The organism is Desulfonauticus sp., from assembly GCF_055126295.1.
Genome location: NZ_JBSRHE010000005.1, coordinates 97419 through 122467 on the forward strand (window position 1 = coordinate 97419; position 25049 = coordinate 122467).

The 25049-nt window shown below is 38.7% G+C and carries 26 protein-coding genes and 1 tRNA gene; 13 read left to right on the forward strand and 14 right to left on the reverse strand.

The features are described from left to right. The gene (locus ACTCIM_RS04735; protein WP_472314129.1) at positions 1-825 is read right to left on the reverse strand and encodes a cytochrome C assembly family protein; all 825 of its coding nucleotides are present in this window, start codon (positions 823-825) and stop codon (positions 1-3) included. Continuing rightward, positions 809-1471 (reverse strand): NAD(P)-dependent oxidoreductase, encoded by a 663-nt coding sequence (locus ACTCIM_RS04740; protein ID WP_029968156.1) that lies wholly within the window; start codon positions 1469-1471, stop codon positions 809-811. The genes ACTCIM_RS04735 and ACTCIM_RS04740 overlap by 17 nt, the downstream gene beginning before the upstream one ends. A gap of 66 nt (positions 1472-1537) precedes the next feature. On the opposite strand from ACTCIM_RS04740, the gene ACTCIM_RS04745 reads away from it, so the two are divergent. From ACTCIM_RS04745 to ACTCIM_RS04755, 3 genes are read left to right on the forward strand one after another with little or no spacing between them, the layout of a single operon-like run. Then, positions 1538-2731: a glycosyltransferase family 9 protein gene (locus tag ACTCIM_RS04745; protein WP_464278491.1), complete on the forward strand. Its 1194-nt coding sequence runs from the start codon at positions 1538-1540 to the stop codon at positions 2729-2731. A gap of 11 nt (positions 2732-2742) precedes the next feature. Then, on the forward strand, positions 2743-3735 hold the full coding sequence (gene moaA, locus ACTCIM_RS04750; protein ID WP_472314132.1) for a GTP 3',8-cyclase MoaA: 993 nt from the start codon (positions 2743-2745) through the stop codon (positions 3733-3735). 5 nt (positions 3736-3740) lie between these two features. Continuing rightward, positions 3741-4433, forward strand: a complete 693-nt coding sequence (locus tag ACTCIM_RS04755; protein ID WP_464278488.1) for a septal ring lytic transglycosylase RlpA family protein — start codon at positions 3741-3743, stop codon at positions 4431-4433. Here ACTCIM_RS04755 and ACTCIM_RS04760 read toward each other — a convergent pair. Together ACTCIM_RS04760 and ACTCIM_RS04765 are read right to left on the reverse strand one after the other, a co-directional pair. Further along, complete coding sequence (locus tag ACTCIM_RS04760; protein ID WP_029968147.1) at positions 4423-4710, reverse strand: HU family DNA-binding protein; 288 nt, start codon at positions 4708-4710, stop codon at positions 4423-4425. The two genes, ACTCIM_RS04755 and ACTCIM_RS04760, sit on opposite strands and share 11 nt — an antisense overlap. Positions 4711-4723: 13 nt before the next feature. Beyond that, on the reverse strand, positions 4724-5134 hold the full coding sequence (locus ACTCIM_RS04765; protein WP_464278487.1) for an HIT family protein: 411 nt from the start codon (positions 5132-5134) through the stop codon (positions 4724-4726). 87 nt (positions 5135-5221) lie between these two features. Here ACTCIM_RS04765 and ACTCIM_RS04770 point away from each other — a divergent pair, with 87 nt between their 5' ends. Continuing rightward, positions 5222-6265, forward strand: coding sequence for a radical SAM protein (locus tag ACTCIM_RS04770; protein ID WP_472314135.1), 1044 nt, complete (start codon positions 5222-5224; stop codon positions 6263-6265). Here ACTCIM_RS04770 and ACTCIM_RS04775 read toward each other — a convergent pair. After that, the gene (locus ACTCIM_RS04775) at positions 6262-6411 is read right to left on the reverse strand and encodes a hypothetical protein (protein ID WP_464278486.1); all 150 of its coding nucleotides are present in this window, start codon (positions 6409-6411) and stop codon (positions 6262-6264) included. The two genes, ACTCIM_RS04770 and ACTCIM_RS04775, sit on opposite strands and share 4 nt — an antisense overlap. Before the next feature lie 263 nt (positions 6412-6674). Between ACTCIM_RS04775 and ACTCIM_RS04780 the strand changes: the two genes are divergently transcribed. Then, entirely contained in the window at positions 6675-6830 is a 156-nt protein-coding gene (locus ACTCIM_RS04780; protein WP_464278485.1) for a hypothetical protein, read from the forward strand. On the opposite strand, the gene mqnE is transcribed toward ACTCIM_RS04780, so the two are convergent. The 4 genes from mqnE to rimO form a co-directional block, all read right to left on the reverse strand. Next, positions 6827-7870: an aminofutalosine synthase MqnE gene (gene mqnE / locus ACTCIM_RS04785; protein WP_472314138.1), complete on the reverse strand. Its 1044-nt coding sequence runs from the start codon at positions 7868-7870 to the stop codon at positions 6827-6829. The genes ACTCIM_RS04780 and mqnE overlap by 4 nt on opposite strands. After that, complete coding sequence (gene sppA / locus ACTCIM_RS04790; RefSeq protein ID WP_464278483.1) at positions 7863-8756, reverse strand: signal peptide peptidase SppA; 894 nt, start codon at positions 8754-8756, stop codon at positions 7863-7865. Before sppA ends, mqnE begins: the two co-directional genes overlap by 8 nt. Then, the gene (locus ACTCIM_RS04795; RefSeq protein WP_472314140.1) at positions 8740-10470 is read right to left on the reverse strand and encodes a 30S ribosomal protein S1; all 1731 of its coding nucleotides are present in this window, start codon (positions 10468-10470) and stop codon (positions 8740-8742) included. The genes sppA and ACTCIM_RS04795 overlap by 17 nt, the downstream gene beginning before the upstream one ends. A 116-nt stretch (positions 10471-10586) precedes the next feature. Further along, positions 10587-11891, reverse strand: a complete 1305-nt coding sequence (rimO, locus tag ACTCIM_RS04800; RefSeq protein WP_472314143.1) for a 30S ribosomal protein S12 methylthiotransferase RimO — start codon at positions 11889-11891, stop codon at positions 10587-10589. 80 nt (positions 11892-11971) lie between these two features. Here rimO and ACTCIM_RS04805 point away from each other — a divergent pair, with 80 nt between their 5' ends. From ACTCIM_RS04805 to ACTCIM_RS04825, 5 genes are all read left to right on the forward strand, one after another. Next, positions 11972-12892: an aspartate carbamoyltransferase catalytic subunit gene (locus tag ACTCIM_RS04805; RefSeq protein WP_472314145.1), complete on the forward strand. Its 921-nt coding sequence runs from the start codon at positions 11972-11974 to the stop codon at positions 12890-12892. A 13-nt stretch (positions 12893-12905) separates the two neighbouring features. Continuing rightward, positions 12906-14177, forward strand: coding sequence for a dihydroorotase (locus ACTCIM_RS04810; protein ID WP_464278480.1), 1272 nt, complete (start codon positions 12906-12908; stop codon positions 14175-14177). Next, positions 14178-15533, forward strand: coding sequence for a sigma-54-dependent transcriptional regulator (locus tag ACTCIM_RS04815; RefSeq protein ID WP_464278479.1), 1356 nt, complete (start codon positions 14178-14180; stop codon positions 15531-15533). After that, on the forward strand, positions 15530-15994 hold the full coding sequence (locus ACTCIM_RS04820; protein WP_472314147.1) for a metallophosphoesterase family protein: 465 nt from the start codon (positions 15530-15532) through the stop codon (positions 15992-15994). Before ACTCIM_RS04815 ends, ACTCIM_RS04820 begins: the two co-directional genes overlap by 4 nt. 70 nt (positions 15995-16064) lie before the next feature. Next, entirely contained in the window at positions 16065-16562 is a 498-nt protein-coding gene (locus ACTCIM_RS04825) for a hypothetical protein (protein WP_472314149.1), read from the forward strand. 17 nt (positions 16563-16579) lie between these two features. Here the strand turns inward: ACTCIM_RS04825 and ACTCIM_RS04830 are convergent. From ACTCIM_RS04830 to ACTCIM_RS04840, 3 genes are all read right to left on the reverse strand, one after another. Beyond that, positions 16580-16656: transfer RNA gene (locus ACTCIM_RS04830), tRNA-Pro, on the reverse strand. 51 nt (positions 16657-16707) lie between these two features. Next, a complete protein-coding gene (locus ACTCIM_RS04835; protein WP_464278475.1) occupies positions 16708-17475 on the reverse strand; it encodes an inositol monophosphatase family protein in 768 nt (255 codons plus the stop codon). 12 nt (positions 17476-17487) lie between these two features. Next, positions 17488-18669, reverse strand: coding sequence for a class I SAM-dependent rRNA methyltransferase (locus ACTCIM_RS04840; RefSeq protein ID WP_464278474.1), 1182 nt, complete (start codon positions 18667-18669; stop codon positions 17488-17490). A gap of 64 nt (positions 18670-18733) precedes the next feature. On the opposite strand from ACTCIM_RS04840, the gene ACTCIM_RS04845 reads away from it, so the two are divergent. Then, positions 18734-20623 (forward strand): diguanylate cyclase domain-containing protein, encoded by a 1890-nt coding sequence (locus tag ACTCIM_RS04845; RefSeq protein ID WP_472314152.1) that lies wholly within the window; start codon positions 18734-18736, stop codon positions 20621-20623. A 49-nt stretch (positions 20624-20672) separates the two neighbouring features. Here the strand turns inward: ACTCIM_RS04845 and ACTCIM_RS04850 are convergent, their stop codons facing one another. Next, positions 20673-21023, reverse strand: coding sequence for a DUF6955 family protein (locus tag ACTCIM_RS04850; protein WP_029968110.1), 351 nt, complete (start codon positions 21021-21023; stop codon positions 20673-20675). A 23-nt stretch (positions 21024-21046) separates the two neighbouring features. Further along, positions 21047-22405 carry a sulfate adenylyltransferase gene (gene sat / locus ACTCIM_RS04855; protein ID WP_029968108.1) on the reverse strand — a complete coding sequence of 453 codons (1359 nt, stop codon included), beginning with the start codon at positions 22403-22405 and terminating at the stop codon, positions 21047-21049. 633 nt (positions 22406-23038) lie between these two features. Between sat (ACTCIM_RS04855) and sat (ACTCIM_RS04860) the strand changes: the two genes are divergently transcribed. Together sat (ACTCIM_RS04860) and aprB are read left to right on the forward strand one after the other, a co-directional pair. Further along, complete coding sequence (gene sat / locus ACTCIM_RS04860; RefSeq protein WP_464278471.1) at positions 23039-24328, forward strand: sulfate adenylyltransferase; 1290 nt, start codon at positions 23039-23041, stop codon at positions 24326-24328. A 189-nt stretch (positions 24329-24517) separates the two neighbouring features. Continuing rightward, on the forward strand, positions 24518-25012 hold the full coding sequence (gene aprB, locus ACTCIM_RS04865; RefSeq protein ID WP_472314154.1) for an adenylyl-sulfate reductase subunit beta: 495 nt from the start codon (positions 24518-24520) through the stop codon (positions 25010-25012). The last annotated feature ends 37 nt before the right edge of the window (positions 25013-25049 follow it).

Sequence of the window (25049 nt, forward strand, 5' to 3'; positions counted from 1 at the left end):
TTAGGGCCTAAAACTATGGTGTGTTGGCATAAGAAGGTTTATTCCCATAAGGGAGATTAAGGATAAAATAAAGAGAAAAATGGCCATTTTGGCGGGTTTTTTCCCCTTCCACCCCAGGGCCAGACGTTGATGGAAAAGATAGGCATATAAAATCCAGATGAAAAGGGCCACAATTTCCTTGGGATCCCAGGTAAAAAAACTTTTCCAGCTAAAAATTGCCCAGATAAATCCAGTAAATACCCCCAGGCTAAAGAGCGGAAAACCGCAGACCACAGCCAGATGATTTAAACGGTCAAAGGTGGTAAGTGAAGGTAAGTCATTGGAAAAGGAAGGCAATTTGCTTTTGGTCTTTATTTTTTTTTCCAGATAAAGATAGATAAGCCCACTTCCAAAGGCCAGGGCCAAAAAGGCAAAGCTTAAAAACAAAGAAACAATATGTAAGCCAAACCAGAGGGCTACGCCTTTTGCTGGGAGTACTCCTTTAAGTTTAAAGCTCAACAGCAAATGAGACATATAAAAAAGAAGGGACAAAGGGCTAGCTAAAAAAAGAAGAAAATTTATCTTTAACCTTAGAAAAATAAGTAAAAGCAAAAATATAATGATCCAGGCCAGTAAACTAAAGTAAAAGGGAACAATATTAAGACTTTGCGGGAAATGAAGTAAATATCTCCAGCTAAGCTCTGCAGTATGCAAGAAAAATCCAAGCCCTAAGAATATTTTACTTACTTTTTGTAAGGATGTATTATTTTTGAGATAACTGGCAAATCCCAGTAAAGTGGATAATAAATAAATAAGAATGATAAATATGCTAAAGTTTAAGTTCATCAATAATATCTCCCACTACATCTTCTATTTGCGGTAGCTCTTTAAGGATAGTTCTTTTTACCTGTTCCCAGTTTTGCTCTTTTAAAGGGAGAAGCAAAGTTTTAGCCAGCTTTCTAAAACAATTGGCCCTTTTGTTTTCTGGTATATGGTTTAAAATCAAAGGCCTAAGTTTCCCCATGAGGCCAGCTAAAAGAGCATATTCTCTCCCCAGGCACTTGTCCAGTTCCTCTTTGATGAGCCTGGCTAAAGCTGGACTCTGTCCCTGGGTAGAAATGGCTAATAGCAGGCAATCCTGTTGCCAGAGAGCTGGCAGGGAAAAATCTCCATCCTGAGGATTGGTGGCTGAATTGACCAAGATGTTTTTAGACTTAGCCAGGGAAGCGATTTTTTGATTTAACTCTTTGTTGTCAGTACAGGCAAATACCAGGTGTATGCCCTCTAAATCTTCTGGGCTAAAGGGCCGGGCATAAAACTGGATGTTGTCCAGGTGGCTAAACTTTTTGGGTAAAGGACGCATGGGGTCTATGATTTTTACCTGTAGAGGTTTAAATTTTAGAAGAGTAGAAAGCTTTCTTTGCCCTACTTCTCCTATTCCCACCAGAAGGCACTTTTTTTGGCTTAAATCCAGGCAAAGGGGAAATAGCATAGAGAAAATTCCTTGCTGTAAATTTACTTGCTAAACTTATAGGGGTGTGTTTAAATCATTTTCCAAATGGCTGCAAATTTTTTGGTTATCCAGTTTGCTAGGCTTGGAGATTTACTGCAAAGTAAGCGCCTTATTTTGTCCTTGGCCAGAGAAGGGCAGGTCTACTTACTGGTGGATACCAGTCTGCAAGCTTTTGCCAGGCAAATTTATCCCTTTGCTTATGTGCTGGCAGCAAAAGCCCATGGACAGAGTAATTTGGCTGAACTTTTTGCTCTTAATCTAAGAGTTTTTCAAGAATTAAAAGAAATAGATTTTGCTGCAGTCTACAATTTAAACTTTTCTCCTTTAAATTATGTCTGTGCCCAGCTTTTTCCGGGAGAAATAGTTAAAGGTTATACCCACTTTAACCGGCAAGAACTTAAATCTTCCTGGACCAGGAAGGCCTTTGAATGGATAAAAAAACGCAAATTAGCTCCCCTTAACCTCATAGACTTTTGGGCCTATTTAAAGGAAAAGGGAGAGATTTGTCCTCCAGAAGAGGTAAATCCCCTCATTGCGCAAAATAAAGGGGAAGGAGTGGGAATTGTCCTGGCAGGAAGAAATCAGCGCAGGTCCTTAAGTCCTTATTCTTTAGCTCAGTTAATTGAAGTTTTATTAAAGCAAAAAAAACAAAAATTTTATCTTTTGGGCACCCGGGCAGAGCAACCTCTGGCCAGAGAGTTAAAAAAGCATTTAAGTCCCAGGGAAAAGGAGTTTTTAATAGATCTTACCGGTAAGACTTCTTTATTGGACTTACTGGATTTGTTACCCGGTCTAGAGTTGGTCATAAGCCCAGATACAGGGCTTTTACACCTTTGTTGCCATTTAGGAGTACAAACCTGGTCTTTTTTCCTTTCTTCAGCCTGGGTTTTTGAAACAGGTCCTTATGGCAAGGGGCATAAGGTGGTTCAGGGTTTTCATTCCTGTGCTCCTTGTATAGAAAATAAAAAATGTCTTTTTCAACAAAAGTGTCATAGTGATTTTACTCCCAAACTCTTTTACCTGCTAAGTCAGGAGAAAGTAGAACCAATGCCCCACTTAGGCCTTGGAAATAGCTATTTTGATGAGTTGGGTGTAAATTATAGATTTAGTTATGGTCCTTTGTGGTTACAAGAGCGAGAACAGGCAAGGTTTAGTTTGCTTGCCTACTTACAGGGAAAAGATATAAACTGGCCTTATCCTGATTTTCTCTTTGCAGAAAGGGAGTGGATCTTAGCCTAGAGGTGTTGAATATGCTGATGGATAAACACGGTAGAAGTGTTAGTTATCTTCGTTTGAGCATTACGGATAAGTGTAATCTTCGTTGTTTTTATTGTCAGGGAGTAAGAGACCCTCTGGTAAAGCATAAAGAAATTTTAAGATATGAAGATATGGAAAAGTTTTTGCTGGTTGCTGAGTCCATAGGGATAAAAAAGGTACGCCTTACTGGAGGAGAACCTTTTTTAAGACGTAACTTTTGGGATTTTTTAGAAAAGCTAGGGAAGGAATTTAACAATTTTGATTTTCGTTTAACCACTAATGGTACTTTAATTAAAAGTAAAAAAGAGCTCTTAAAATTAAAAGAATTAGGATTTAAGGGATTAAATGTTTCTCTAGACACCTTTGATAAAGATAAATTTTTACAAATTACAGGTGCTAGCTATTTAAACCAGGTTTTACAAACTATTTTCTGGGGACTTGAAGCTGGCTTAAAAATCAAAATAAATGCTGTAGCTTTAAAAGGTTTAAATGATAAAGAGCTTGTGGATTTTGCTAATTTTGCTTATAAGTATCCAGTAGATGTTAGGTTTATAGAATTTATGCCCATTGGACAGAAGACCAGATGGAAAAAAGAGTATTTCTGGTCTGCTCAAGACATTTTAAGACAATTAACCCAGGAGGTAGAGGTTTTACCTCTGGATAGTCAGGAGCAAACTGCAGGTCCAGCAAGAGTTTTTCAAATAAGTGGAGGGAAGGGAAGAATTGGGGTGATTTCTCCTCTAAGTGATCATTTTTGTGAGCGATGCAATCGCTTGCGTATTACTTCTCAAGGCAGGTTAAGGCCTTGTTTATTTTCAGATCGGGAATATAAATTGCTGGCTCTGGTCAGAAATTCCAAACTTAGCTTAAAACACCTGGAAAAGGTGATATCTCTGGCCATCAAACACAAACCTGTAGGTGCCCATTTGCTGGAAAAAAATAAAAATAAGGTTTGTGATTCAGCAATGGTAGGTATTGGAGGATAAGTAGAGTGCGTTATTATTTTTTAGGTCTTGGTTTGTTACTATGCGTGGGAATTTTTAGTTGTACCACAAAAAAGGTCTATGCACCTTTACCCAAGAGTCCTTCTAAACCCTATCAAGTCTACGGAAAAACCTATACTCCTTTGCCCAGTGCCAACAATTATGTAGAAGAGGGCATTGCTTCCTGGTATGGACCTAAATTTCACGGTCGCAGGACAGCTAGTGGGGAAATTTATAATATGTATGCTTATACTGCAGCACACAAGGTTTTACCTTTTCACACCAAAGTGCGTGTTACTAATTTAGACAATGGAAAACAGGTAATTGTTAAAATTAATGACAGAGGGCCTTTTGTGGCCGGGCGCATTATTGATTTATCCTATCAGGCGGCTAGAGCCTTGGGAATGGTGGGCCCTGGTACTGCCAGGGTTAGAGTTGAGAGCTTGCATAGTTTACCTAAAAGTAAGATAAAAGGTACTTTTTATATTCAGGTGGGCTCTTTTTCCATAAAACAAAACGCCTTAAAACTTCAACACAGACTTTCTCTTCTGGGATATACTTCCAGGCTGGTGCAAGCTAGAAAAAATGGCCTTATTCTTTGGAGGGTACAAGTTGGCCCTTATTATAATTTGTTGCAGGCAGAAACCAATAAAACCAAGTTAAGTGATATTTTTAAAGGCAGTTTTATTTTTATGAATTAAGCTCAGATCTAAATTTTTTGGAAATTCTAAAAACAACTACCTTGCGCCCTGGTAAAATAATGGTTTCGTTGGTTTGAGGGTTTCTCCCTTTACGGGGATTTTTCTGATAGGCTTCAAACTTGCCAAATCCGCTGACAAGTACACTTCCTTCTTCTTTTAAACCTTTTTTAATCAAGAAGAGGAGATGCTCCAGGATTTCCTTTAGTTCAGTACGGTTCTTTTTGCTGTACTGGTAAATTTTTTCTACAATATCTGCTTTGGTAAGGGTGTTGGCCATGGTGTAACTCCTTTTAAAGCTTATTTATTATTTGTTGAGCTATTTCTTGCATTTTGGTTTCGCTTTCATATTTTTGCTGAGGCCAGAGAGTTAGACCGTCCTTTTCATAACGAGGGATAAGATGGAAGTGGGCATGAAACACCAATTGACCTGCTGCCCGGTAATTGTTCATTCCCAGGTTGATTCCATCTGCCTGTAGCCCTTCTTTTATAGCTTTAGCTACCTTTTGCAGAGCTTCTAAAAGTTCTTGTCCCAAAGCTGGAGGCAAATCCAAGAGGGTTGGATAGTGCTGTTTGGGTATGACCAGAGTATGCCCAGGATTTACTGGAGCTATGTCTAAAAAAGCCAAGATGTTTTCACTTTCATAAATTTTGGTGCAAGGGATATTTCCAGCTACTATTTCACAGAAGATACATTTTTCCATTTGCCTATCTCCTTAAATCTTCTTACTATAAAGAAATCACTTTAACTTATAGAGGTAATTAAATTTTATTTTTTTGGCAAGTTAAAAATGAAAAAACCTTCTCTTCTTTTACCCTGCCCAGAATTAAACAAGAAAAAAAAATCCTTGTGGCCAGTGTTTATTCCCTTTGCTGGCTGCAAGGTGAGGTGTGTGTTTTGTAACCAAAAACTTAGCACAGGCAGAGAAAAAGTCAATGATATAAAATTGTTAGTGAATAAAGAGTTAAGGCAACTAAAAAAGCAGGCGCAACAAAAAAAGAAGGTTTTTGGTTTGGGTTTTTTTGGAGGGACTTTTACCGGACTTAGTTTAGAACTCCAAACCTATATTTTGAGTGAGGCAAGAAAACTCAAGAAAGAGGGATGGGTGGATTTTGTTTCTCTTTCCACCAGGCCAGATTTTGTTAACTATGAGGTGGCAGAGTTACTGGCAAGTGCAGAAGTGGATTTGGTGGAGCTGGGGATTCAAAGTTTTAACTCTGAGGTGTTACAGGCCAATAAAAGGTCTTATAGTTTAAAAGACATTTTAAGCGCTTTGAGTTTGTTGCAAGAAAAGAATTTAGATTATGGTTTTCAGCTTTTGCCAGGTATGTTTAAACAGAGTTTAGCAATTTTTTGGGAAGATTTGGATTGGACTCTAAAACTAAGACCTAAAACCATTAGGCTATATCCCTGTTTGGTCTTAAAAGATACTTTACTAGCCAGGTACTATTGGCAGGGAAAATTTGTGCCTTGGGAGCTTGAGAAAACCCTTTTGGCTTTGGCTGTGGCTGTAAAAAAACTTTGGGAACAGGGAATTACCATTCTTAGAGTGGGCCTTACTCCAGAAAAGGAACTGTTAGAAAATATTCTTGCAGGCCCCTGGCACCCCAGTTTGGGATTGCTGGTAAAATCCCTGGCCTTTAGAATGTATGTGCAGGAGTATTTATTCTGGAGTTCCAGGACGGTCCAGACCATCTATTTACCTTCCAGGCTGGAGAGTTTTTTTTGGGGGTACAAAGGAGAAGCAAAAACAGAGTGGGAAAAAATAGGAATAGGCCCTGAGCTGGTAAAAACAGGGCCCTATAGAGAGATAAAAATTGATTTTGTCAATTAGTGATGCTCGTGCTTTAGATTTTCTTTTATCCTATAGCAAGCTACAGCCACGATAATGATGAAATAAATAAAGATTGCTGCTACTCCAAATTTGCCTTCAGTGGTGCTGTGGGTCATATTGGTCAAGAGTTCTATAATGGTTTGCATTTTTAGGCCTCCTCACTAAAAGATATTAAAACCTTTTAGCTCAAAATAGGGTTAGAAGTCAACAAGATATGGACAGGTTTTAGGAAGAAGAGAGGATAAAAACAAGATAGTTTTTGGATTGATTACTTAAGAAATTGAGGTTAAAGGAAGGTAAGAATTAAAAAAATAACTGATATAGGTAGTTAAATAACTTTAAAATTTTTACAGTAGTTATGGGTCAATATATTTTTTTATGAAAAAAGTTTTTATCCAGGAGAGTGAAGATGAGTGTTATTTTTCAAGCAGTAATAAATGTATTTAAAAAATTAACAAAAGTAACTAAATGTCCCTTTTGTGGATATGAACAAAAGATAAAAAATAAAGACCAGGAAGTGATATGTGTTAATTGTAAACAAAAGTTTAAAGTAAAAAAAGGTTAATTTTTAACTTCTTCAAAAAAAGAATTTCTATTTACAGGTTCAAATCCAGCCTGTCTGATATAAGTTTTTAATTCTTCTACAGTAAGACCTTTAGGAGTGTCTGCGCCTGCAGCATGGCCAATCTTTTCTTCTACAATGGTTCCATCAAAATCATCTGCTCCAAAGTAAAGGGCAACTTGAGAGAGTTTTAGGCCAGCAAAGGCCCAGTATGTTTTTATATGGGGAATATTATCCAAAAACAGGCGAGATAGGGCAATCATTTTTAAAAAATCTATACCATCTGGACCTGGGGCCTTGAGTTCATTGTGAGCTGGTTGATAAGCTAGAGGGATAAAGCAAAGAAACCCCTGGGTCTGGTCTTGCAAGTCGCGTAAGACTTCTAAGTGTTTAATCCTATCTTCCCAGCTTTCTATGTGTCCAAAAAGCAGGGTGCAATTGGTATAAATTCCCAGTTTATGAGCTTTGGCGTGTATCTCCAGCCATTTTTGGCCAGAGATTTTTTCTGGGCACAACTTTTTTCTTAATTTTTCGGCAAAAACTTCTGCTCCGCCACCAGGCAAGATAGATAGACCCGCCTTTTTTAGTCTCAATAGAACTTCTTCTTCACTTAGCTGATGTTTTTCAGCTAAAAAATGTATTTCCACAGCAGTAAAAGCCTTTATTACAGCTTCTGGACGAAGTTCTTTTATGGTAGAAAGCATTTCTTCATAATAACTAAGAGGTAAGTCAGGATTTAAGCCCCCTACGATATGAATTTCTCTAATTGGTTCCCTTATTCTTTTATTTATTTCTTTTTTTATATCTTCTATACTAAAAGTATAAGAGTCTTTATCTGTTTTATCTTTGTAATAAGCACAAAATTTACACTTGTTTTTGCAGATATTGGTGTAATTTAGGTGTTGATTGTAAATGTAGTAAGCCCTGTTTTGGTGTAGGGCTTTTCTTTTAGCATAGGCCAGTTGGCCTAGGTAGTGGATATCTTTTTGTACAAGTTCTAAGGCTTCTGTTGAGGATAATCTCTGGGAAAATTCTTTATTCATAGCTTAAAATCCAGGTAGGAGCAAAGATGGCTGAGTCTAATTTCAGATTTAAAGAACCCAAAACAGAAGAGAGAAAGTTCTTTTCTTTAGGTGGTCCTTCTACTAAAATTACTTCTTTTTTTATCCCGGCCATTTCCTTTAAAATTTCCAGAGCTTGATTAAAATTTCCCAGTTCGTCGATTAAGCCCAGAGCCAGGGCCTGTTTGCCAGTAAGGGCTCTACCATCAGCAATTTTTAGCACTTCTTCTTTACTCAATTTTCTACTCTCTACTACTGCACCGATAAATTGCTCGTAAAGGTCATTTACCAGTTCTTGAAAGTATATTTTTTCTTCAGGACTTAGTTTCCTGAAGGGAGTACCTGCATTTTTTAATTTTCCACTGGTAATGGTTTCTTCTTCTATGCCTATTTTTTCCATTAATTTTTGAAAATTGGTAAGCTGGGCCTTTACTCCAATGCTGCCAGTAAGGGTCCCAGGGTTGGCTACTATCTTGTGTGCTCCTAAAGACACATAATAACCACCAGAGGCAGCTACTGCTCCCATAGAAGCTACAATAATCTTGCTTTTGGATACTTCCTTTAAGGCTTCATAGATTTCTTGAGAAGGTCCTACTACGCCACCAGGGGAATTTATTCTCACTAAAATCCCCTTTATTTCTGAGTCCTTGCTTAATTTTTTTATCCAATCCAGGATGGGTAAGGGATTGGCAATAATGCCTTCTATGTAAACAACGCCTATTTTTTCTTTGTTAAAGGCTAATTTGTTTTTATTAAAGGAAAAGGTAAAAAAGGCCATGGCTCCAATTATTAGAACCATGGCCATAAAAATCAGGAAAATACCAAAGAGAAAGGGATGTTTTTGACTGAATTTAAGACTTTTGTTCATTCTCTTCTAGTTTTTGTCTTAAAATCTCCCCTAAGTTGCTTCCACCAGCGTTCTGGTTTTTCTTTTTTAGTTCTTCAGCTCTTTTTTTCTCTTCTTCTTCCATCCATTGTTTGATGGACAGTCCCAATCTGCGCTCTTCAGCACTGGCATTTAAGACCTTGGCTGTAACCTGTTGTCCTTCTTTGTAGATTTCTCTGGGATCTTTGACTTTTTTGGTACTTAGTTCAGAAACATGTACCAATCCTTCAATGCCTTCTTCCACTTCTACAAAAAGGCCAAATTCTGTTACATTGGTCACTGTGCCAGTAATAGTGGTGCCAGAGGGATATTTTTCAGGCACTTTTAACCAGGGGTCTTCTGTAAGTTGTTTAATTCCCAGGGTGAACTTTTGGTTTTCCTTATCTACAGTAAGCACTTTGGCCCTAACCACATCGCCAACCTTGTAGAGATCACCAGGATGACGGATTTTTTTGGTCCAGGAAAGGTCAGAAACATGAATTAAACCATCAATTCCCTCTTCTATACCAATAAAAAGGCCAAATTCAGTGATGTTTTTAATGGGAGCTTCCAGGATAGTGCCTTCTGGATACTTTTCAGCCACAATATCCCAAGGGTTGGGATAGACCTGTTTCATACCCAGAGAAAGGCGTTTTTTCTCTTTGTCCAGGTCCAAAACCACCACTTCCACTTCATCGCCTTCTTTGACCATCTGGGAAGGATGTTTGAGCTTTCTGGTCCAGGACATTTCAGTGACATGGACCAAGCCTTCCACACCATCTTCCAGTTCCACAAAGGCTCCATACTCGGTAAGACTGGTTACCACACCCTTTAGTTTGGTGCCCAGAGGATATTTTTCTTCAATATTTTCCCAGGGGTTGGGAGTAAGCTGTTTTAAACCCAGAGAAACCTTTTGTTCTTCCTTATCAAAACTTAAAATCTTTAATTCCAGTTCATCTCCCAAGGAGACCATTTCCTTAGGATGTTTCAATCTTTTCCAGGACATGTCTGTGATGTGCAAGAGCCCATCCAGACCACCTAAGTCAATAAATACGCCATAGTCGGTTATATTTTTCACCTTACCCTTGACGAGATCGCCTTCAGACAAGGTGTTTAAAAGCTTTTCTTTTGCTTGGTTTCTTTCTTCTTCTAAAAGAATCCGTCTGGAAACAATGACATTGCTTCTGCGACGGTTGATTTTTACGATTTTGAAATCAAAGCTTTGGCCAACCAGAGCATTCATATCAGGAACAGGTCTTAAATCCACATGAGAGCCGGGTAAGAAAGCAATTAAACCACCCAAATCAACTTGATACCCGCCCTTGATGCGTTTGATGATTTTGCCCCGAACACTTTCTCCTTTTTCAAAGGCTTGTTCCAGGCTGTCTAATACATGGGCTTTGCGTGCCCTTTCGTAAGAAAGATAAATGCTTCCTTCCACATCATTTTTGCGGATTAATAAGACCTCAACCTCATCTCCTTCCTTTACGGTTAAGTTGCCGTCTACATCCATAAATTCGGCAACAGGAATTTGTCCTTCTGACTTGTAATTGACATCCACCAGGACAAATTCAGGAGTGATTTTGACCACTTTGCCACTGATGATACTTCCTTCCTGGAATTCATCAAAGTCAAAGTTGAGATACTTTTCTAGCTCTGCTTCAAAATTCACCTCCATGTCTTGATTTTTGTTGACCATGTCATTGGAACTCATCATAAAAAAACCCCCTACACAAACGATATATTCTAGGCCTTCTAGCAAAGACAGACCTAAAAGACAACTACTAATTTAAATAAATAAATATTTTTAATTTGCTTAGACAATTAAAAGAATTAAACCAATCCCACCAAATCATAGACTTTAGTTTCCTCTATTTGAGCCTGGTAAAATTCTCCCACTTTTATATTTTCTCCACTTACGTAAGTAAGACCATCTATTTCTGGAGCCTGAAACCAGGCTCTACCTTCAAAAAGGGTAGGCCATTCCGGATTTTTCCTATCAATAATAACCTCTAAACTTTTACCTTCCCATTGTTTTAGGATTTGAGCACTGATTTTACTTTGTAATTGCATTATAATTTGCTTTCTTTTTATTTTTTCCTGAGCACTTACTTGCCTTTCTAATTTAGCTGCCCGTGTGCCCTCTTCTTTAAAAAAGGTAAATACACCCAGGTGATTAAACCTATTTTTTTCTACAAAATGGACCAGATGTTCAAAGTGTTTGCTGGTTTCTCCTGGGAATCCCACGATAAAAGTAGTTCTAAGACTGGCTTGAGGCAAAATCTCTCTAATTTGGTTAATAATTAGCTGAGGGTCTTTTTTAAAAGGTCTTCCCATTTGCTGGAGAATATCCGGATGAGAATGCTGTAAGGGTAAGTCAAAATAGGGTAAGATTTTGGGATTGTTTTTTATGATTTGCAGTAAATTTTTATCTATTCCTGAAGGATATAGGTAGAGCAAGCGTATCCATTGAAAATCAAACTCACTTAATTTGTGTAAAAGAGTAATAAGTCCATCTTTATAGCCCAGATCCTTTCCATAGGACGTACTATCCTGGGCAACAATCACCACTTCTTTTATTTTTGCTTTTTCTAATTCTTTTGCTTCTTGAAGTACTAATTCTTGAGGAACAGATTTAAGTTTTCCTCTAATCCTGGGTATGGTGCAAAAAGAACATCTATTATTACAGCCTTCACTTATTTTGAGATAGGCATAAGCAGGAGTTGTGATTAATCTTTGCTGACTGGTTCTAAGCTCGGGGAAAAAAGTTTTTAAATGATGATAAATATTTTTTTGTTCTGCAATGGGAAGGATTAAATCTACTTCAGGAAATTCCTGTTTTATTTCCTGAAAATAGCGATTAACCAGACAACCAGTAAGCACTATTTTGGGTTTTGGAGATAGATGTCTAGTGCTGGCAATTACCTCGCAAATATTTTCTAGAGACTCTTCAATGGCTGGCTGGATAAAAGAGCAGGTATTGATAAGGACCAGTTGAGCCTGGTTTAACTCTTCCACCAGGACAAAATGTGTGGCCAGAGCACCCAGGATTTTTTCAGTGTCCACCAGGTTTTTCGGGCAGCCCAGGCTAATGACCTTCAGGCCTGGTTTGGCTGGATGGGAATTTGTTCTTTTCATTTGAGATAAATTAAGTTATTTCCTAAAAGATTTAAGCAAAGCTCGACTTTTAACTTTTAACCCAAAGGAGTCAAGTTTTTATGCACTGGAGACATAAGCATTTGCTGGATGTGGATCAACTGGAAAAAGAAGAGATTGAGCATATATTTGAGCTGGCCAGGAATTTTAAAGAAATAAATAACAGGCCGGTAAAAAAGGTTCCCACCTTAAAGGGTAAATCTGTGGTGTTGTTTTTTGCTGAGCCTTCCACCAGGACCAGGGTTTCTTTTGATATAGCTGGAAAAAGGTTATCTGCAGATACCTTTTCTTTAAGTAAGAGTGGAAGTAGCCTGTTAAAAGGAGAAAGCTTAAAGGACACGGTTTTGACTTTGCAGGCCATGCGGCCAGATTGTATAGTGATTAGGCACCAGTTTAGTGGCGCAGCTGCATTTATTGCCAGCAAGCTTAATTGTTCTGTGATTAATGCTGGAGATGGTTGGCACGCCCATCCCACTCAGGCTCTTTTGGACGGTTTTACCCTAAAAGAAGAATGGGGGGAGTTGGCAGGAAGAGAGATTTTGATTGTGGGAGATATTGCTCATAGTAGGGTAGCCAGATCTGATGTAAAACTTTTTACCAAGCTGGGTGCCAGGGTTAGGCTTTGTGCTCCCAGGACCCTTTTGCCTCCCAGGGTGGATACCTGGCCGGTAAAGGTCTACTCTTCTTTAGAGGAGGCTGTAAAAGGAGTAGATCTTATTATTTGTTTGCGTTTACAACTGGAGCGTCAGGAAAAGGGGCTGTTGCCAGATTTAAGGGAATATAGCTGGCGTTATGGTTTAGGCCTGAAGCATTTAAAACTAGCCAGACCTGGAGCAAAGGTCATGCATCCTGGTCCTATGAACAGAGGGGTGGAAATAAATTCTGAGCTTGCCGATAGTCAGGAAAGCCTCATTTTAGAGCAAGTGCACTCTGGGGTGGCAGTAAGAATGGCCTTGTTGTATCTTTATTTAGTGGGCGCCTAAGGAGAGAAAGGTTATGAATTTTGATTTAGTAATTAACAATATTAAATTTTTGGGCCAAAGGGTATTTTTAGGTATAAAAGAGGGTAAGATTGCAGAGCTTTCCTTTAAGGATTTAAGCATAGAAGGAGTACCGGTTTTTGATGGGCAGGGATGTACCCTTTTCCCCAGTTTTATTGATGCCCATGTGCATTTAAGAGAGCCTGGTTTTGAATATAAGGAAGATATTGAAAGCGGGTTAAAGGCAGCTTTAGCTGGTGGCTTTGGCCAGGTTTTGGCTATGGCCAATACCAATCCCGTAAATGATAAGGCCAGTGTGACCGAGTTTATGCTCACTCGGGCCAGAGAACTTTATCCCTCAGGGCCGTCTTTGCATCCGGTGGGTGCGCTTACCAGGGGCTTACAGGGAGAGGAAATGGCTCCCTTAGGGGAACTGGCTCAAGCAGGGTGTAAAGCCTTTTCCAATGATGGTTTGCCTGTAAAAAACAATGAACTTTTTAGGCGCTGTGTGGAATATGCCCATGACCTTGGGCTTCTGGTAATTGATCACTGTGAGGACCCTGATTTAAGTGAAGCTGGCGTTATAAATGAAGGAAAAATGTCTTCTTACCTGGGACTAAAGGGTATTCCTACGGTAGCTGAGAGTTTGCAGGTGGCCAGGGACATTCTTTTGGCTGCTTATCTGGATATTCCTCTGCACTTAGCGCACATCAGTTGTAAGGAATCTGTCGAGTTAATTGCCTGGGCCAAGGAAAAAGGTATTCCCGTAAGTGCTGAGACCTGTCCACACTATTTGCTCCTTACTGAAGAGATTTTGGCAGATTACAATACCCTGGCCAAGGTCAATCCTCCTTTACGCACAGAAGAAGATAGGCAGGCCTTATTGGCTGCGTTAAGAACAGGAGTTATTGATATTCTGGTTACTGATCATGCGCCTCATGCTGACTTTGAAAAGGAAGTGCCTCTGGCTCAGGCTCCCAATGGTATTTCTGGTCTGGACACAGCCCTGGCTTTGAGTCTGGAACTAAAAAGACAGGGGCAACTTCAAGAGCAAGACCTTATAAGGCTTTGGGCAGAAACACCTGCAACTTTGTTTAATTTGAATTTTAATTCCTTTAAACCGGGTGATAGGGCTGATTTTATCCTGGTAGATGAAAGTAAAAAATGGGTAGTAAGTGAAAAGACCATGTATTCTAAAGGAAAAAATACTCCTTTTTGGGGGCAGACTTTAAGGGGCAAGGTAAAGTATCATTTTTTAGAAGGCAAACTTGTCTATGAGGATAAATAAATGGCCAGAATTCTGGTGGTAGATGACGACCCCAGTTTAAGGGAAGTGCTGGAAATAGCCTGTAAAAAAAAGAAATGGCTGGTTTACCTGGCTGCTGATAGTAAAGAAGCCTGGGAACACTTAAACGAGTATCCCATAGATATTGTCTTATTAGACCTGAAGCTTGGGCAGGAAAGTGGCCTGGAGGTCTTAAAAGAGATTAAAAAGGTTTATCCAGAACTACCTGTGTTGATGATAACGGCCTTTGCTGAAACTCAGAGTGCAGTAGAAGCCATAAAACTGGGGGCAGTGGACTATTTACCCAAACCCTTTGACCTGACCGAGCTTTTCTTTTCCATAGAGCGAATTTTAGAGGAAAAAAGATTACGCAGAGAAAATATCTTACTTAAAAACAAAGTCAAAGGTTACTTTGGCCGCATTATTGGCCAATGTGCCAAGATGCAGGAGGTTTTTAAGCTTATAGAAAGGGTTAGCCCCACCAACATCAATATTTTAATTACTGGAGAGTCAGGTACAGGCAAAGAAATTGTGGCCAGGGCCATTCATGAAGCCAGTCCCCGTCAAAAGGCACCCTTTGTGCCTATAAATTGCGGCGGGCTTCCAGATACCCTTATTGAAAGTGAGCTTTTTGGCTATAAAAAGGGGGCGTTTACTGGAGCAGATAGGGCCCGAAAGGGACTTTTAGAAGAAGCCCAGGGTGGGACTGTTTTTTTAGATGAAGTGGGAGAGTTAGCTCCTGGGGTACAGGTAAAGCTCCTTAGATGTTTACAGGAAAAGACCTTTCGTCCCCTGGGAAGTAGCGAAGAGCGAAAACTGGATGTTCGTTTTATTGCTGCCACCAATCAAAATATCCTGGAAATGGTAGCCCAGGGAGATTTTCGAGAAGACCTATTTTATAGGTTAAGTGGAGTTATTATCAACTTACCTCCTTTAAGAGAACGGGAAGAGGATGTGGTTTTGCTGGCTGAGTATTTCCTGCAACGAGCAGTAAAGGAGCAGAAGAAGAATATTCAAGGTTTTACTCCTGAGGCCTTAGAAAAGATAAAAAGCTATAATTATCCTGGTAATGTTAGAGAACTGGAAAACATAGTGGAAAGAGCAGTGGCCCTTGAAAGCACAGAATTTATTCAAGCCAGTTCTTTAATTGTTTATGAATACGAGAATCAAAGGAAAATGGAAGTGGAAGAGGTGCTGGCAGGTAAGATTAGCCTGGATGACTATTTGCTCCAGAAGGAAAAAGAAATCTTGTTGGTTGCCTTACAGCGCACTGCAAGTAAAAGTGAAGCAGCTAGCTTGCTGGGGTTAAATCTTAGACAATTGCGCTATAGACTGGAAAAAACAGGAATAGAAAAATGAAAATAGGGGTTATTTCAGATACTCATCTCTATCAGGTTTCTGCGGATTTTGTGCAAATAGTGGAAAAGTTTCTGCAGGATTGTGATTTGCTTATTCACTGCGGGGATTATACAGGAGAAGAAATTTATCACTACTTAAATAGTTTTCCCAATTTTGTGGGGATAAAGGGAAATTGTGATTTTTTTAGCTTAGAAGAAAAAAAGGTAGTTTGCCACCAGAATAAAAAAATAGGGATTATCCATGGTTATGGAGTGTCCAACCTGGGTAGAAACCCAGAAGATCTACTCCCACTTTTTCCTCCAGATACCAATCTAATCTGTTTTGGTCACACCCATACTCCTTTGTGGAAGAAGGTTAAGCAGACCTATTTGCTAAATCCAGGTAGTCTTGCCTTTAATGGTACCCTGGCTTTAGTTTCCTGGGAACAAGAAGTACCAGAAATGGAGTTTATCTCCCTTTAAAAATCCTACTTGTTTTTTGTTGGTGTTTTTGCTTATTGCCCAGGGAAAAAGCAAAGGGACATTAAAATATATGCCAGAAAAGGATAAGTTTTCAGCTAAACAGCGTGGAATATTTAAGCTTAAATTTTTAGCCAAAGAGATTCTTTTATTTATTCTCACCGGGATAATTACTTTTCTGGTTTCTTCTAAGTATGATATTTTGGAGCGATTTCTACGGTTTTCTCAAAAACATGAGTCCTGGGAATTGGATGAATGGCTAATAGTAGCCATGGTTTGGGTGGTTCTTCTTTTGGTATTTTTAGTTAGAATGAATCAGAAACTAAAAAAACAAAAGGAACAATTACAAAAAGCCTGGGAAGAAGTAGCTGAATTAAGAGAGGTTATTCCCATTTGTGCCTATTGTAAAAAAATAAGAACAGATAAGGGTTATTGGGAACGGGTAGAAGAATATTTTAGCAAACATACCCATACCAAATTTACCCATGGAGTATGCCCCACTTGTAAAGAAAAGCTTCTTGAGGAAATCAAGGAAATAAAAAAGGAGATAAAAAAAGAAAAGGCCCTTTAAAAAAGGGCCTTACTGTCTGGTCGGGAAGACTGGATTTGAACCAGCGACCCCCTGCTCCCAAGGCAGGTGCGCTACCAGGCTGCGCCACTTCCCGTAAAGAGGTATGCCTTTTATATTTTCTTGTGCTTTTTGTCAATTAAAAAAATCAAGAAGTAAGCAACTTACTTAAGTCTGAGTGAATGAGGCCATTAGTGGCTAAAATTTCTCTATGCCCCAGTTCATAGGGTTTATTGGCAAAGGTAGAAACTTTGCCTCCTGCTTCTTCTACCAAAAGCCAGCCTGCAGCAGTATCCCAGGGTTTTAAGCCCACTTCATAAAAACCTTCAAACCTGCCACAAGCTACATAAGCTAAATCAATAGCAGCAGCTCCTGCCCTCCTTAGCCCCTGGGTGTGGAGAAGTATTTTTTTCATCCAGCTTAGGACTTCATCTACTTCTTGCCTGATGGAATAGGGAAAGCCTGTGGCAATAAGGCTTTTGTTTAAATCCCTTTCTTTAGAGACAGATATAGGCTTTTCATTTAAAAAAGCCCCTTCACCTTTTTGAGCCAAAAAGAGTTCGTTTAAAATAGGCAGATACAAAAAGGAAGCCACAATCTCTTTTTGATAGGCATAAGCCAGGGAAATGGCCACAAAGGGAAAACCATGGGCAAAATTGGTAGTGCCGTCTAAAGGGTCCAGGATAAAAGTTTCTTCTCCCAGGGTAAGGTGAAGAGCGCTTTCTTCTGCCAAAAAAGAGGCCTGAGGAAAAAGTTGTTTTAAATTCCAGGTCAAAAATTTTTCCACTTCCAGGTCTGTATTGGTTACTAAGTCAATCTCTCCCTTAAAGTTGATTTCGCGAGGCTTAAGCCAGTTTCTTTTAACAATCTCACCAGCTTCCAAAACCAATTCCTTTACCTTTTCCCAGTTTTTCATTTTAAACTCCTTTTATTCCACATAGCAAAATAGTCCCTTTAAATACAAGGTCTCAGGCATAAAGGGGTGAAGGGGATGATCTGGCCCTTGAAAACAATACTTAAGGATTTTTACTTTTTTGTGAACTTTATATGCCGCTTCTTTAACTATTTTCTGAAGTTCTTCAAGGCTTAGATGATAGGAACAAGAAGCAGTATAAAAAAAGCCCTTTTTAGCGAGCAGGCTTAAAGCCAGTTGATTATAACGCAGGTAAGCCTTTACGCCCTGTTTGTAGGCAGGTTTACTGGGAATAAGGGCTGGAGGGTCTAAAATAATCAAATCAAATTTTTCCCCTTCACTTGCTAACCTTTGTAAACTATTGAAGGCCTCTCCTTTTATGGCTTTTACCTGAAAACCATATCTTTGGGCATTTAATTTTAGATAGGCTAGTGCTTCGCTGGACCTATCCAGGGCAACAACTTCTCTGGCCCCACCTGCAAGTGCATTTAAACTAAAAGAACCTACATAGGAAAATATATCCAGGACTTTTTTGCCTCTGGAAATTGTTTTTATTAGCAACCTATTTTCCCTCTGGTCAAAAAACCAACCGGTTTTTTGTCCTTTAAGTAAAGGAAAGGAAAATTCTAAATCGTTTTCCAGGACAGTTTGGGTTTCTTGTTTTGCACCGATAACCTTTACTTCTAAAGGCAAATTTTCCATTTTTCTAGCTTTGGAATCATTTTTTAAAATGATAGAAGCAGTAGGAAAAATTTCCAGAATGTTATCTAAAATAAGCGAGGTTATTTTTTCCATTCCAAAGGAATTTATTTGTAAGACAAAGGTTTGCTCAAATCTATCTATAATAAGTCCTGGCAAATAATCACTTTCTCCAAAGACCAATCTGTAATAAGGTTTAGAAAATAAATTTTCTCTAAGTTCTAAGGCTAAATAAATTTTACTTTTTATTATTTCTTTTAATTCTTCTAAATTTTTTATTTTTTTTCTACTAAGTATTCTTATACAAATTAAACTGTTGGGATTTATAAACCCTGTGCCTACAAAATCATTTTTAGAAGAAAAGATGTGGACAATTTCTCCTGGAGAAAAGCTTTTTAGAGAATGTCTTTGAGTATCTATTTCATTGCTGAAGACCCACAAGTGGCCTTTGAGGATTCTTTTTTCTTCTTTGGGCTTTAAAAAAACTTTTTGAAACATCTTGTCTTTCCTTTAAGAATTATTTAAGTTACTTGCAAAAAAAGAACAACGAGAGGATAACTCTTTGCTATCTTTAAATAAAAAGATAGGACTGAATTTTTTACTTGCTTTTTTTATTTTTAATTTGTTGTTTTACTTTATTTTTTCCTTTTTTTTAGAGCAAAAGTTAAAAAAAGAAGAAGAAAAAAATGTACTGGCAAAACAGGCCAGAGTCAATGCCAGCTTGGCTCAAGACCTGGAGCAGGTAGCCTGCTTTGCCCAATTTTTAATTAACTCCAAGCAGGCCCATTTTCTTCTAACTTTACCCGGACAAAAGTTTTCTACCCAGGCAACCAATATCTTAAAAAGTGTACACATGCACGGCTTGGCTTTTTTAAATGAACAGGGCGAGGTTGTAAAAAGTGTTGTCTTAAGTTCAAAAAATAGGTTGCTTTCCTACTTACAAAAGCATGGAAGAGTTTTGCTAGCCAGGAAAAAGGAAGTATCCAAAGGTTTTTGTGCCAGGGAATGTGGAGGAGGAGAAGTTGTAGTAGTTCCTTTAGTTGGAGAAACGAATAAATACCATCTTATTTTATTTCGCAGTTTTAGTGAAGAAAAGATAAAACAACTTATAAATATTACAGGAGTTGAATTTAGCTATCTGGCAAAAGAAGAGGTAAAGAATAAATCCTTTTTTTCTAAGCTAACGGATAAAGGTAAATATCTTGAATTAAATGATAAATATTTTTACTTTTATTGGTTAAAAGAAGATATCTTGGGTAATAAGTCTCTGGTTTTTAGTTTAAAAGATTTAAATGAAGACATTATTCAGGCCAAAGAAATATTATATAAGCTATTTGTTGTTATTTTAAGTATAAATTGTGTGCTTTTATTTTTCCTTAGTTCAAAAATTAAAAATATAGTTTTTAATTTTCTTAATAAGATAAATAGCGAACTTTCCACTATAAATTCTCTTCAGGATTTAAAAAGAAGATTAAATGTCTCTCGCTATGAACAAGAACTTATTCCTTTGATAAATAATATTAATAAAATGATTGGCAGGTTAGAAGACAATTCCTTAGGGTTTATGGAGAATCTAAAGCTTTATTCTGCAATAGTAAATCAAAGCACAGATATCATATTTCTTTACGATTTGGAGACCAAGAAAATAATTAAGTATAATAATGCCTTTAAAAACTATTTTGGTTATACTGATGAAGAGATACAGAGGTTAACTGTATATGATTTGGTGGATAATACCAGGGAAGAAGTGGATGCGATTTTAGCCACTTTCAAGAAAGAAAAGAACTTATTAGGAGAAAGGCCTTACAAGAATAAAGAGGGTAAGGTCTTTTATGTGGATGTAAGTGCCTATGTTATTGAGCTGGCAGGGAAAAAGATTGTTAGCATCTTGGCCAAAGATATTACTGCCAAGAAACTAAGGCAGGAAAAATTAACTTACCTGGCCTTTCATGATGCTTTGACTGGTCTTCCCAATAGGCTTTATTTTTTACGCCAGGGGAAAAATATTTTACAGCAGGCAGAAGACAGGGAAGAAGTGGTGGCTTTAATTTATTTAGATTTAGATGACTTTAAATTAATAAATGATGTCTATGGCCACCAGGCCGGAGATTTTGTTCTGGAAAACTTAGCTAAAAGATTAAAGAAAACCCTCCGCAGGGGTGATTTGGTGGCCAGGTTGGGTGGGGATGAATTTGTCCTTATGGCTCCAGGGTTAAAAAAAGATGAAGATGTAAAAGTGGTGATAAACAAGATAGCCATGGAACTAGAAGAACCAATTTACTGGCAACAGGATGAGATAAAGCTTTCTGTAAGCATGGGGATAAGCCTTTTCCCGGAGCAAGGAAAAGACTTAGCCACTCTTTTGGAAAAGGCAGACCAGGCCATGTATGCTGCCAAGAAGAATTCTGAGCGTATCTATTATCTTTTTGAGGAAGATAAAAAGAGTGGTTAAAGGGAAAATAAAAGGAGAGGGTTTAAAGGCCCTCTCCTTTTTAAATTTTTTATATTTCTGGAGCAGGCAGGTATTCAGATTCCTTGGCTGCCAATTCTTTTATCTCGCTGGATTTAGCTAAAACAGCTTCAATTACCTCTGAGCCTAAGCTTTTCTTCTCAGCTACTTGATTGAATAATTCCCTTAAAAAGGCAACAGGTACATCTGTAATTGCTCCCCTGGAGTCAATGCGGGCAGTATCAAATTCCTGAAGAATTTTGTCTTTCATTTCTTCAGATACTTCTACATTTAAACAACGCAGTTCTCCACCAAACATATATTGTACCTTTTCTTCCAATTCTGTACCTTTTATTTTGGCAAAGCGATTATCATCTAAAAGTACTACCATAAAATAGGCCATTTTAAACCTCCTCCTAGCTTGGTTTAAAGGTCCTCCAAATCTACTTCTAATTCTTTTTCCTTGTTAATTACATATTTTTCATTACAGAAGGGATAGTTGAAGTGTTTCCACCATTTTACAATAGCTTTGTATACTTCTGGCCTCATAATAATAGCAGGAGGTTGTACGCCTTCAGCCACCATGCCTCTTAAGAAACTTCCACTCAACTTTTCGCGCTTGTGCCCACAAGTTTCACTGTAAGCCATTTCTTTACAGGTGGGGCAGTAGGAGAACTCCCTCATATTTTGAGGTCTAATGCTTAAACCATAAGGAACATCAGTGGGAGGTTTGGGGAAACCAAAACTGGGGATTCCCTTGGTCCATAAAATTTGGGTGGACCACTTATCATAATATTCACCTACAGCAGCGTGGTCACGACCAAACATATGATGAGTACAACCCATGTTCTGGCGAATAATTCCGTGCAAGAGAGATTCTAAGGGGTTACCATAACGCATATCCCAGAGACAAATGGTGGGTAAATGCCTTTCTGGTTTAATGTAACCGCCCAGGTTGACTGCTTCGTGACCTTCTACAATGGCTTCGTCAGGATAATCTCCTCTTCTCTTTACTCCGATAATGGCATTGACCAAGATGCCATGACAGGGTTCCACATCGCCAGTATAGGCAGCGTTTTTCATTAAGAACTCGTGCCCTACATGGGGGACATTTCTGGTCTGATGGTTGATAACTGTACGCCAGCCCCTTTTGTCAAACTCTTCTCTACATTTTCTGGGTGGAAACCAGAAACGGTCAAAAGGAGGACGCATTTTAGGTTCATTGATAATGGTATATTTTCCAGCCAGGACAATGGGATTTAAGCTGCGGTAAATGACCCAGCCTGGATGTTTTTTATTGAAGCGCTCTCTTACTACTTCGGGGTTATCTTCAGGAGTACCAAAGGTTTTGTGTGCTAGCTCTTCTGGATTGTCTATTTCCCAGACCTCTTCAATATCCAAAATGGCAAAGGGTTTGCCTTTGAGATTTAAAACCAAGCGGTCTCCAGACCCCACTCCCAATTTTTTGTAGTCTTCTTTGCTAATATCAAAGACCAGGGGATAGGGGAAAATCCATTCGTTTAAGAGCCTGCGTTCTTTTAAAATACGCTCCACTTCAGCCTGTTTCATGGAACCTTCTACAGGACTGAAAAATCCATAACAAATGGACATGATTTCGCGGTAAACATTGCGCACTGGCACGCCAGTTTCATAATGAAGAGTGGGCTTAATGTCATAAGTGGGACAACCTTTGATCATTTTTTTGGCAGCTTCCTTGTCTCTAACTACCCTTTCCACAAGTCTGCCGCCATGAGGTAAGGGCCTTTCAATGATCAAACTAGACATTTGCTGCACCTCCTCATTATTTATTTTAATTTCATTAAAACAGGTAGTTAGGTGTTTGGAATAGAATTAGTAGCTTTGTATTTTTTGTCAAGAAAAAATGTGAAAAATTTCACTTTGGGGGGGGTTTTTGCTTTCACTTTCATAAGCAAAAAAGATAGTGCAACCTTATTAAAGTGAAAGAGCGTTTTTTAGTGAGAAGATTTTGTTTATGTTTATCTGTTTGGGTTAACTTTTGAGGATAGGTGATAATTGATTGTAAAATTGAGGAAAAAAGAATTTTCTTTGGCTTGGGAAACTAATCTTAGTTTTAGCCTTAAGGTGAACTTAGGGTTAGGAGTGATTTGAATTGTGGTCCTAGTTAAAAAAATCACAATATTTTTTGAGACAAAGAAGTAGAAAAAGGTATTTTGTTGTTTAACTATTTAATTTATTTAATCTTTATATTGTGAAAAAAAGAACTTTTATTCTTGACAACAGAATTTAGGGGGTGTAGATAGGTTTTGCTCTTTTTTAAAGATGTAGTGATTGTGAAAAAAAAGACTTGCAACTTTTTTTAGAAGTGAGTAAGTGTTGTGTGCACAAATTCACAATCTGGCGGAAGCTGGGAAAAAACAAGGAAGGAGGAAACAGCTAATGTCTAATCTTGTTCCACCCCATGGCGGTAAGGGGTTAGTAATCCGCTTGTTGGAAGGAGAGGCTAGGGCTGAAGAGTTAAAAAGAGCCGAGTCCATGAAGAAGGTTCCTGTTACCAGTCGTGAGAAGGGCGATCTTATCATGATTGGTACTGGTGGTTTCAGTCCTTTGGAAGGTTTTATGACTCGTGCTGATTGGAAGGGTGTTTGTGAAAACTTCTTGCTTGCTGATGGCACTTTTTGGCCTGTGCCTGTAACTTTTTCTGTAACTAAGGAAGATGCTGCTGAGATTAATGAAGGGGATGAAGTTGCTTTGGTAGATCCTGAGAATAATAATGAAATTGTAGCTACTTTAAAGGTTACAGAAAAGTGGGAGAAAACCGAGGCTGATAAAAAGTGGGAATGTGAGATGGTCTATAAGGGCCAAGGCGAAGACAGTGCTGATGATAAGTTCTGGAAAGTAGCCTTGGAAGATCATCCTGGTGTTCAGATGGTAATGGCTGAAAAGGATGTCTGTCTTGCTGGTCCTGTAAAGGTTCTCAGTGAAGGCGAGTTCCCCACTAAGTTTAAAGGCGTTTATATGCGTCCTGCTGAAATGAGGGCTGAGTTGGAAAAGAGAGGGTGGAAAGAGGTTGCTGCTTTACAGCTTAGAAACCCCATGCACCGTTCTCACGAGTTTTTGGCCAAGATTGCCATTGAAGTTTGTGATGGTGTAGTTATTCACTCCCTTATTGGTAAGTTAAAACCTGGAGATATTCCTGCTGAAGTTCGTATTAAATGTATTGATACTCTTATTGAGCACTATTTTGTAAAGGAAAATGTAGTACAGGCTGGCTATCCCTTGGATATGCGCTATGCCGGTCCCAGAGAGGCATTGCTTCATGCTACTTTTCGTCAAAACTATGGCATCTCTCGCATGATTATTGGTCGTGACCACGCTGGTGTTGGTGACTTTTATGGTCTTTTTGAGGCTCAAGAGATTTTTGATCGCATTCCTTATCCTGAAGAGCCAGGTAAGGCTTTGATCTGTAAGCCTCTTAAGATTGACTGGACCTTCTACTGCTACAAGTGTGATGGTATGGCTTCTCTTAGAACCTGTCCTCATTCTAAGGAAGACAGGGTAATCTTAAGTGGTACCAAGTTACGTAAGGCCCTTTCCGAAGGTCAGCCCGTTCCTGATCACTTTGGAAGAGATGAAGTATTGGCTATCTTGCGTGAATACTATGAAGGTTTGACTGAAAAGGTAGAGATCAAAATGCAAAAGGCCGCTAGCGGCGATCCTATGAAATAGTTGTTGCTATTAAGAGGGTAAAGTGTATACTTTGCCCTCTTAATTTGAGTTTGGGATAAATTTCACTTTCTCCTTGACAAGGAGAAAGATGCGCTGGTAATAAGCAGCGTGCAGAATCAAGGTAAAAGGCCTTGGTTCTTTTTGGCTAGGGGTATTAATTATTAAAACCATATTAGAGGAGGATGAGTTATGCCAACCTTTGTTAATCCAGCCAAGTGTGACGGCTGCAAGGGTGGAGAGAAAACTGCTTGCATGTACATCTGCCCCAATGACCTTATGATCTTGGATCCTGAGGAAATGAAGGCTTACAACCAAGAACCTGATGCTTGCTGGGAATGTTATTCCTGCGTAAAGATTTGCCCTCAGGGTGCTATTGAAGCCCGTCCTTATGCTGACTTCGCTCCTATGGGCGGAACCAGTATTCCTATGCGCAGTGCTTCTGACATTATGTGGACCATTCAGTTTAGAAATGGTAACATCAAACGCTTTAAATTCCCCATCAGAACCACTGATGAAGGGTCCATCAAGCCTTATGATGGAAAGCCTGAACCCGGTGATTTAGACAATGAACTTCTTTTTACAGAAACTGAATTGAAGAAACCCAAAGCTGTATTGGGTAAAAAATACGAAGTTGCTAATGCTGACTATGTAGAGACCTGGGTTGATCCAAAGTATAGAAAGTAGTTGTAGGTTAACTTTTAAATTAAGAAATTAAAATTTA

Coding starts and splice junctions, on each gene's coding strand:
- ACTCIM_RS04735 (WP_472314129.1), bottom strand. CDS start 825: ATGAACTTAAACTTTAGCATATTTATCATTCTTATTTATTTATTATCC.
- ACTCIM_RS04740 (WP_029968156.1), bottom strand. CDS start 1,471: ATGCTATTTCCCCTTTGCCTGGATTTAAGCCAAAAAAAGTGCCTTCTG.
- ACTCIM_RS04745 (WP_464278491.1), top strand. CDS start 1,538: ATGGCTGCAAATTTTTTGGTTATCCAGTTTGCTAGGCTTGGAGATTTA.
- moaA (WP_472314132.1), top strand. CDS start 2,743: ATGCTGATGGATAAACACGGTAGAAGTGTTAGTTATCTTCGTTTGAGC.
- ACTCIM_RS04760 (WP_029968147.1), bottom strand. CDS start 4,710: ATGGCCAACACCCTTACCAAAGCAGATATTGTAGAAAAAATTTACCAG.
- ACTCIM_RS04765 (WP_464278487.1), bottom strand. CDS start 5,134: ATGGAAAAATGTATCTTCTGTGAAATAGTAGCTGGAAATATCCCTTGC.
- ACTCIM_RS04770 (WP_472314135.1), top strand. CDS start 5,222: ATGAAAAAACCTTCTCTTCTTTTACCCTGCCCAGAATTAAACAAGAAA.
- ACTCIM_RS04775 (WP_464278486.1), bottom strand. CDS start 6,411: ATGCAAACCATTATAGAACTCTTGACCAATATGACCCACAGCACCACT.
- ACTCIM_RS04780 (WP_464278485.1), top strand. CDS start 6,675: ATGAGTGTTATTTTTCAAGCAGTAATAAATGTATTTAAAAAATTAACA.
- mqnE (WP_472314138.1), bottom strand. CDS start 7,870: ATGAATAAAGAATTTTCCCAGAGATTATCCTCAACAGAAGCCTTAGAA.
- sppA (WP_464278483.1), bottom strand. CDS start 8,756: ATGAACAAAAGTCTTAAATTCAGTCAAAAACATCCCTTTCTCTTTGGT.
- ACTCIM_RS04795 (WP_472314140.1), bottom strand. CDS start 10,470: ATGATGAGTTCCAATGACATGGTCAACAAAAATCAAGACATGGAGGTG.
- rimO (WP_472314143.1), bottom strand. CDS start 11,891: ATGAAAAGAACAAATTCCCATCCAGCCAAACCAGGCCTGAAGGTCATT.
- ACTCIM_RS04805 (WP_472314145.1), top strand. CDS start 11,972: ATGCACTGGAGACATAAGCATTTGCTGGATGTGGATCAACTGGAAAAA.
- ACTCIM_RS04810 (WP_464278480.1), top strand. CDS start 12,906: ATGAATTTTGATTTAGTAATTAACAATATTAAATTTTTGGGCCAAAGG.
- ACTCIM_RS04815 (WP_464278479.1), top strand. CDS start 14,178: ATGGCCAGAATTCTGGTGGTAGATGACGACCCCAGTTTAAGGGAAGTG.
- ACTCIM_RS04820 (WP_472314147.1), top strand. CDS start 15,530: ATGAAAATAGGGGTTATTTCAGATACTCATCTCTATCAGGTTTCTGCG.
- ACTCIM_RS04825 (WP_472314149.1), top strand. CDS start 16,065: ATGCCAGAAAAGGATAAGTTTTCAGCTAAACAGCGTGGAATATTTAAG.
- ACTCIM_RS04835 (WP_464278475.1), bottom strand. CDS start 17,475: ATGAAAAACTGGGAAAAGGTAAAGGAATTGGTTTTGGAAGCTGGTGAG.
- ACTCIM_RS04840 (WP_464278474.1), bottom strand. CDS start 18,669: ATGTTTCAAAAAGTTTTTTTAAAGCCCAAAGAAGAAAAAAGAATCCTC.
- ACTCIM_RS04850 (WP_029968110.1), bottom strand. CDS start 21,023: ATGGCCTATTTTATGGTAGTACTTTTAGATGATAATCGCTTTGCCAAA.
- sat (WP_029968108.1), bottom strand. CDS start 22,405: ATGTCTAGTTTGATCATTGAAAGGCCCTTACCTCATGGCGGCAGACTT.
- sat (WP_464278471.1), top strand. CDS start 23,039: ATGTCTAATCTTGTTCCACCCCATGGCGGTAAGGGGTTAGTAATCCGC.
- aprB (WP_472314154.1), top strand. CDS start 24,518: ATGCCAACCTTTGTTAATCCAGCCAAGTGTGACGGCTGCAAGGGTGGA.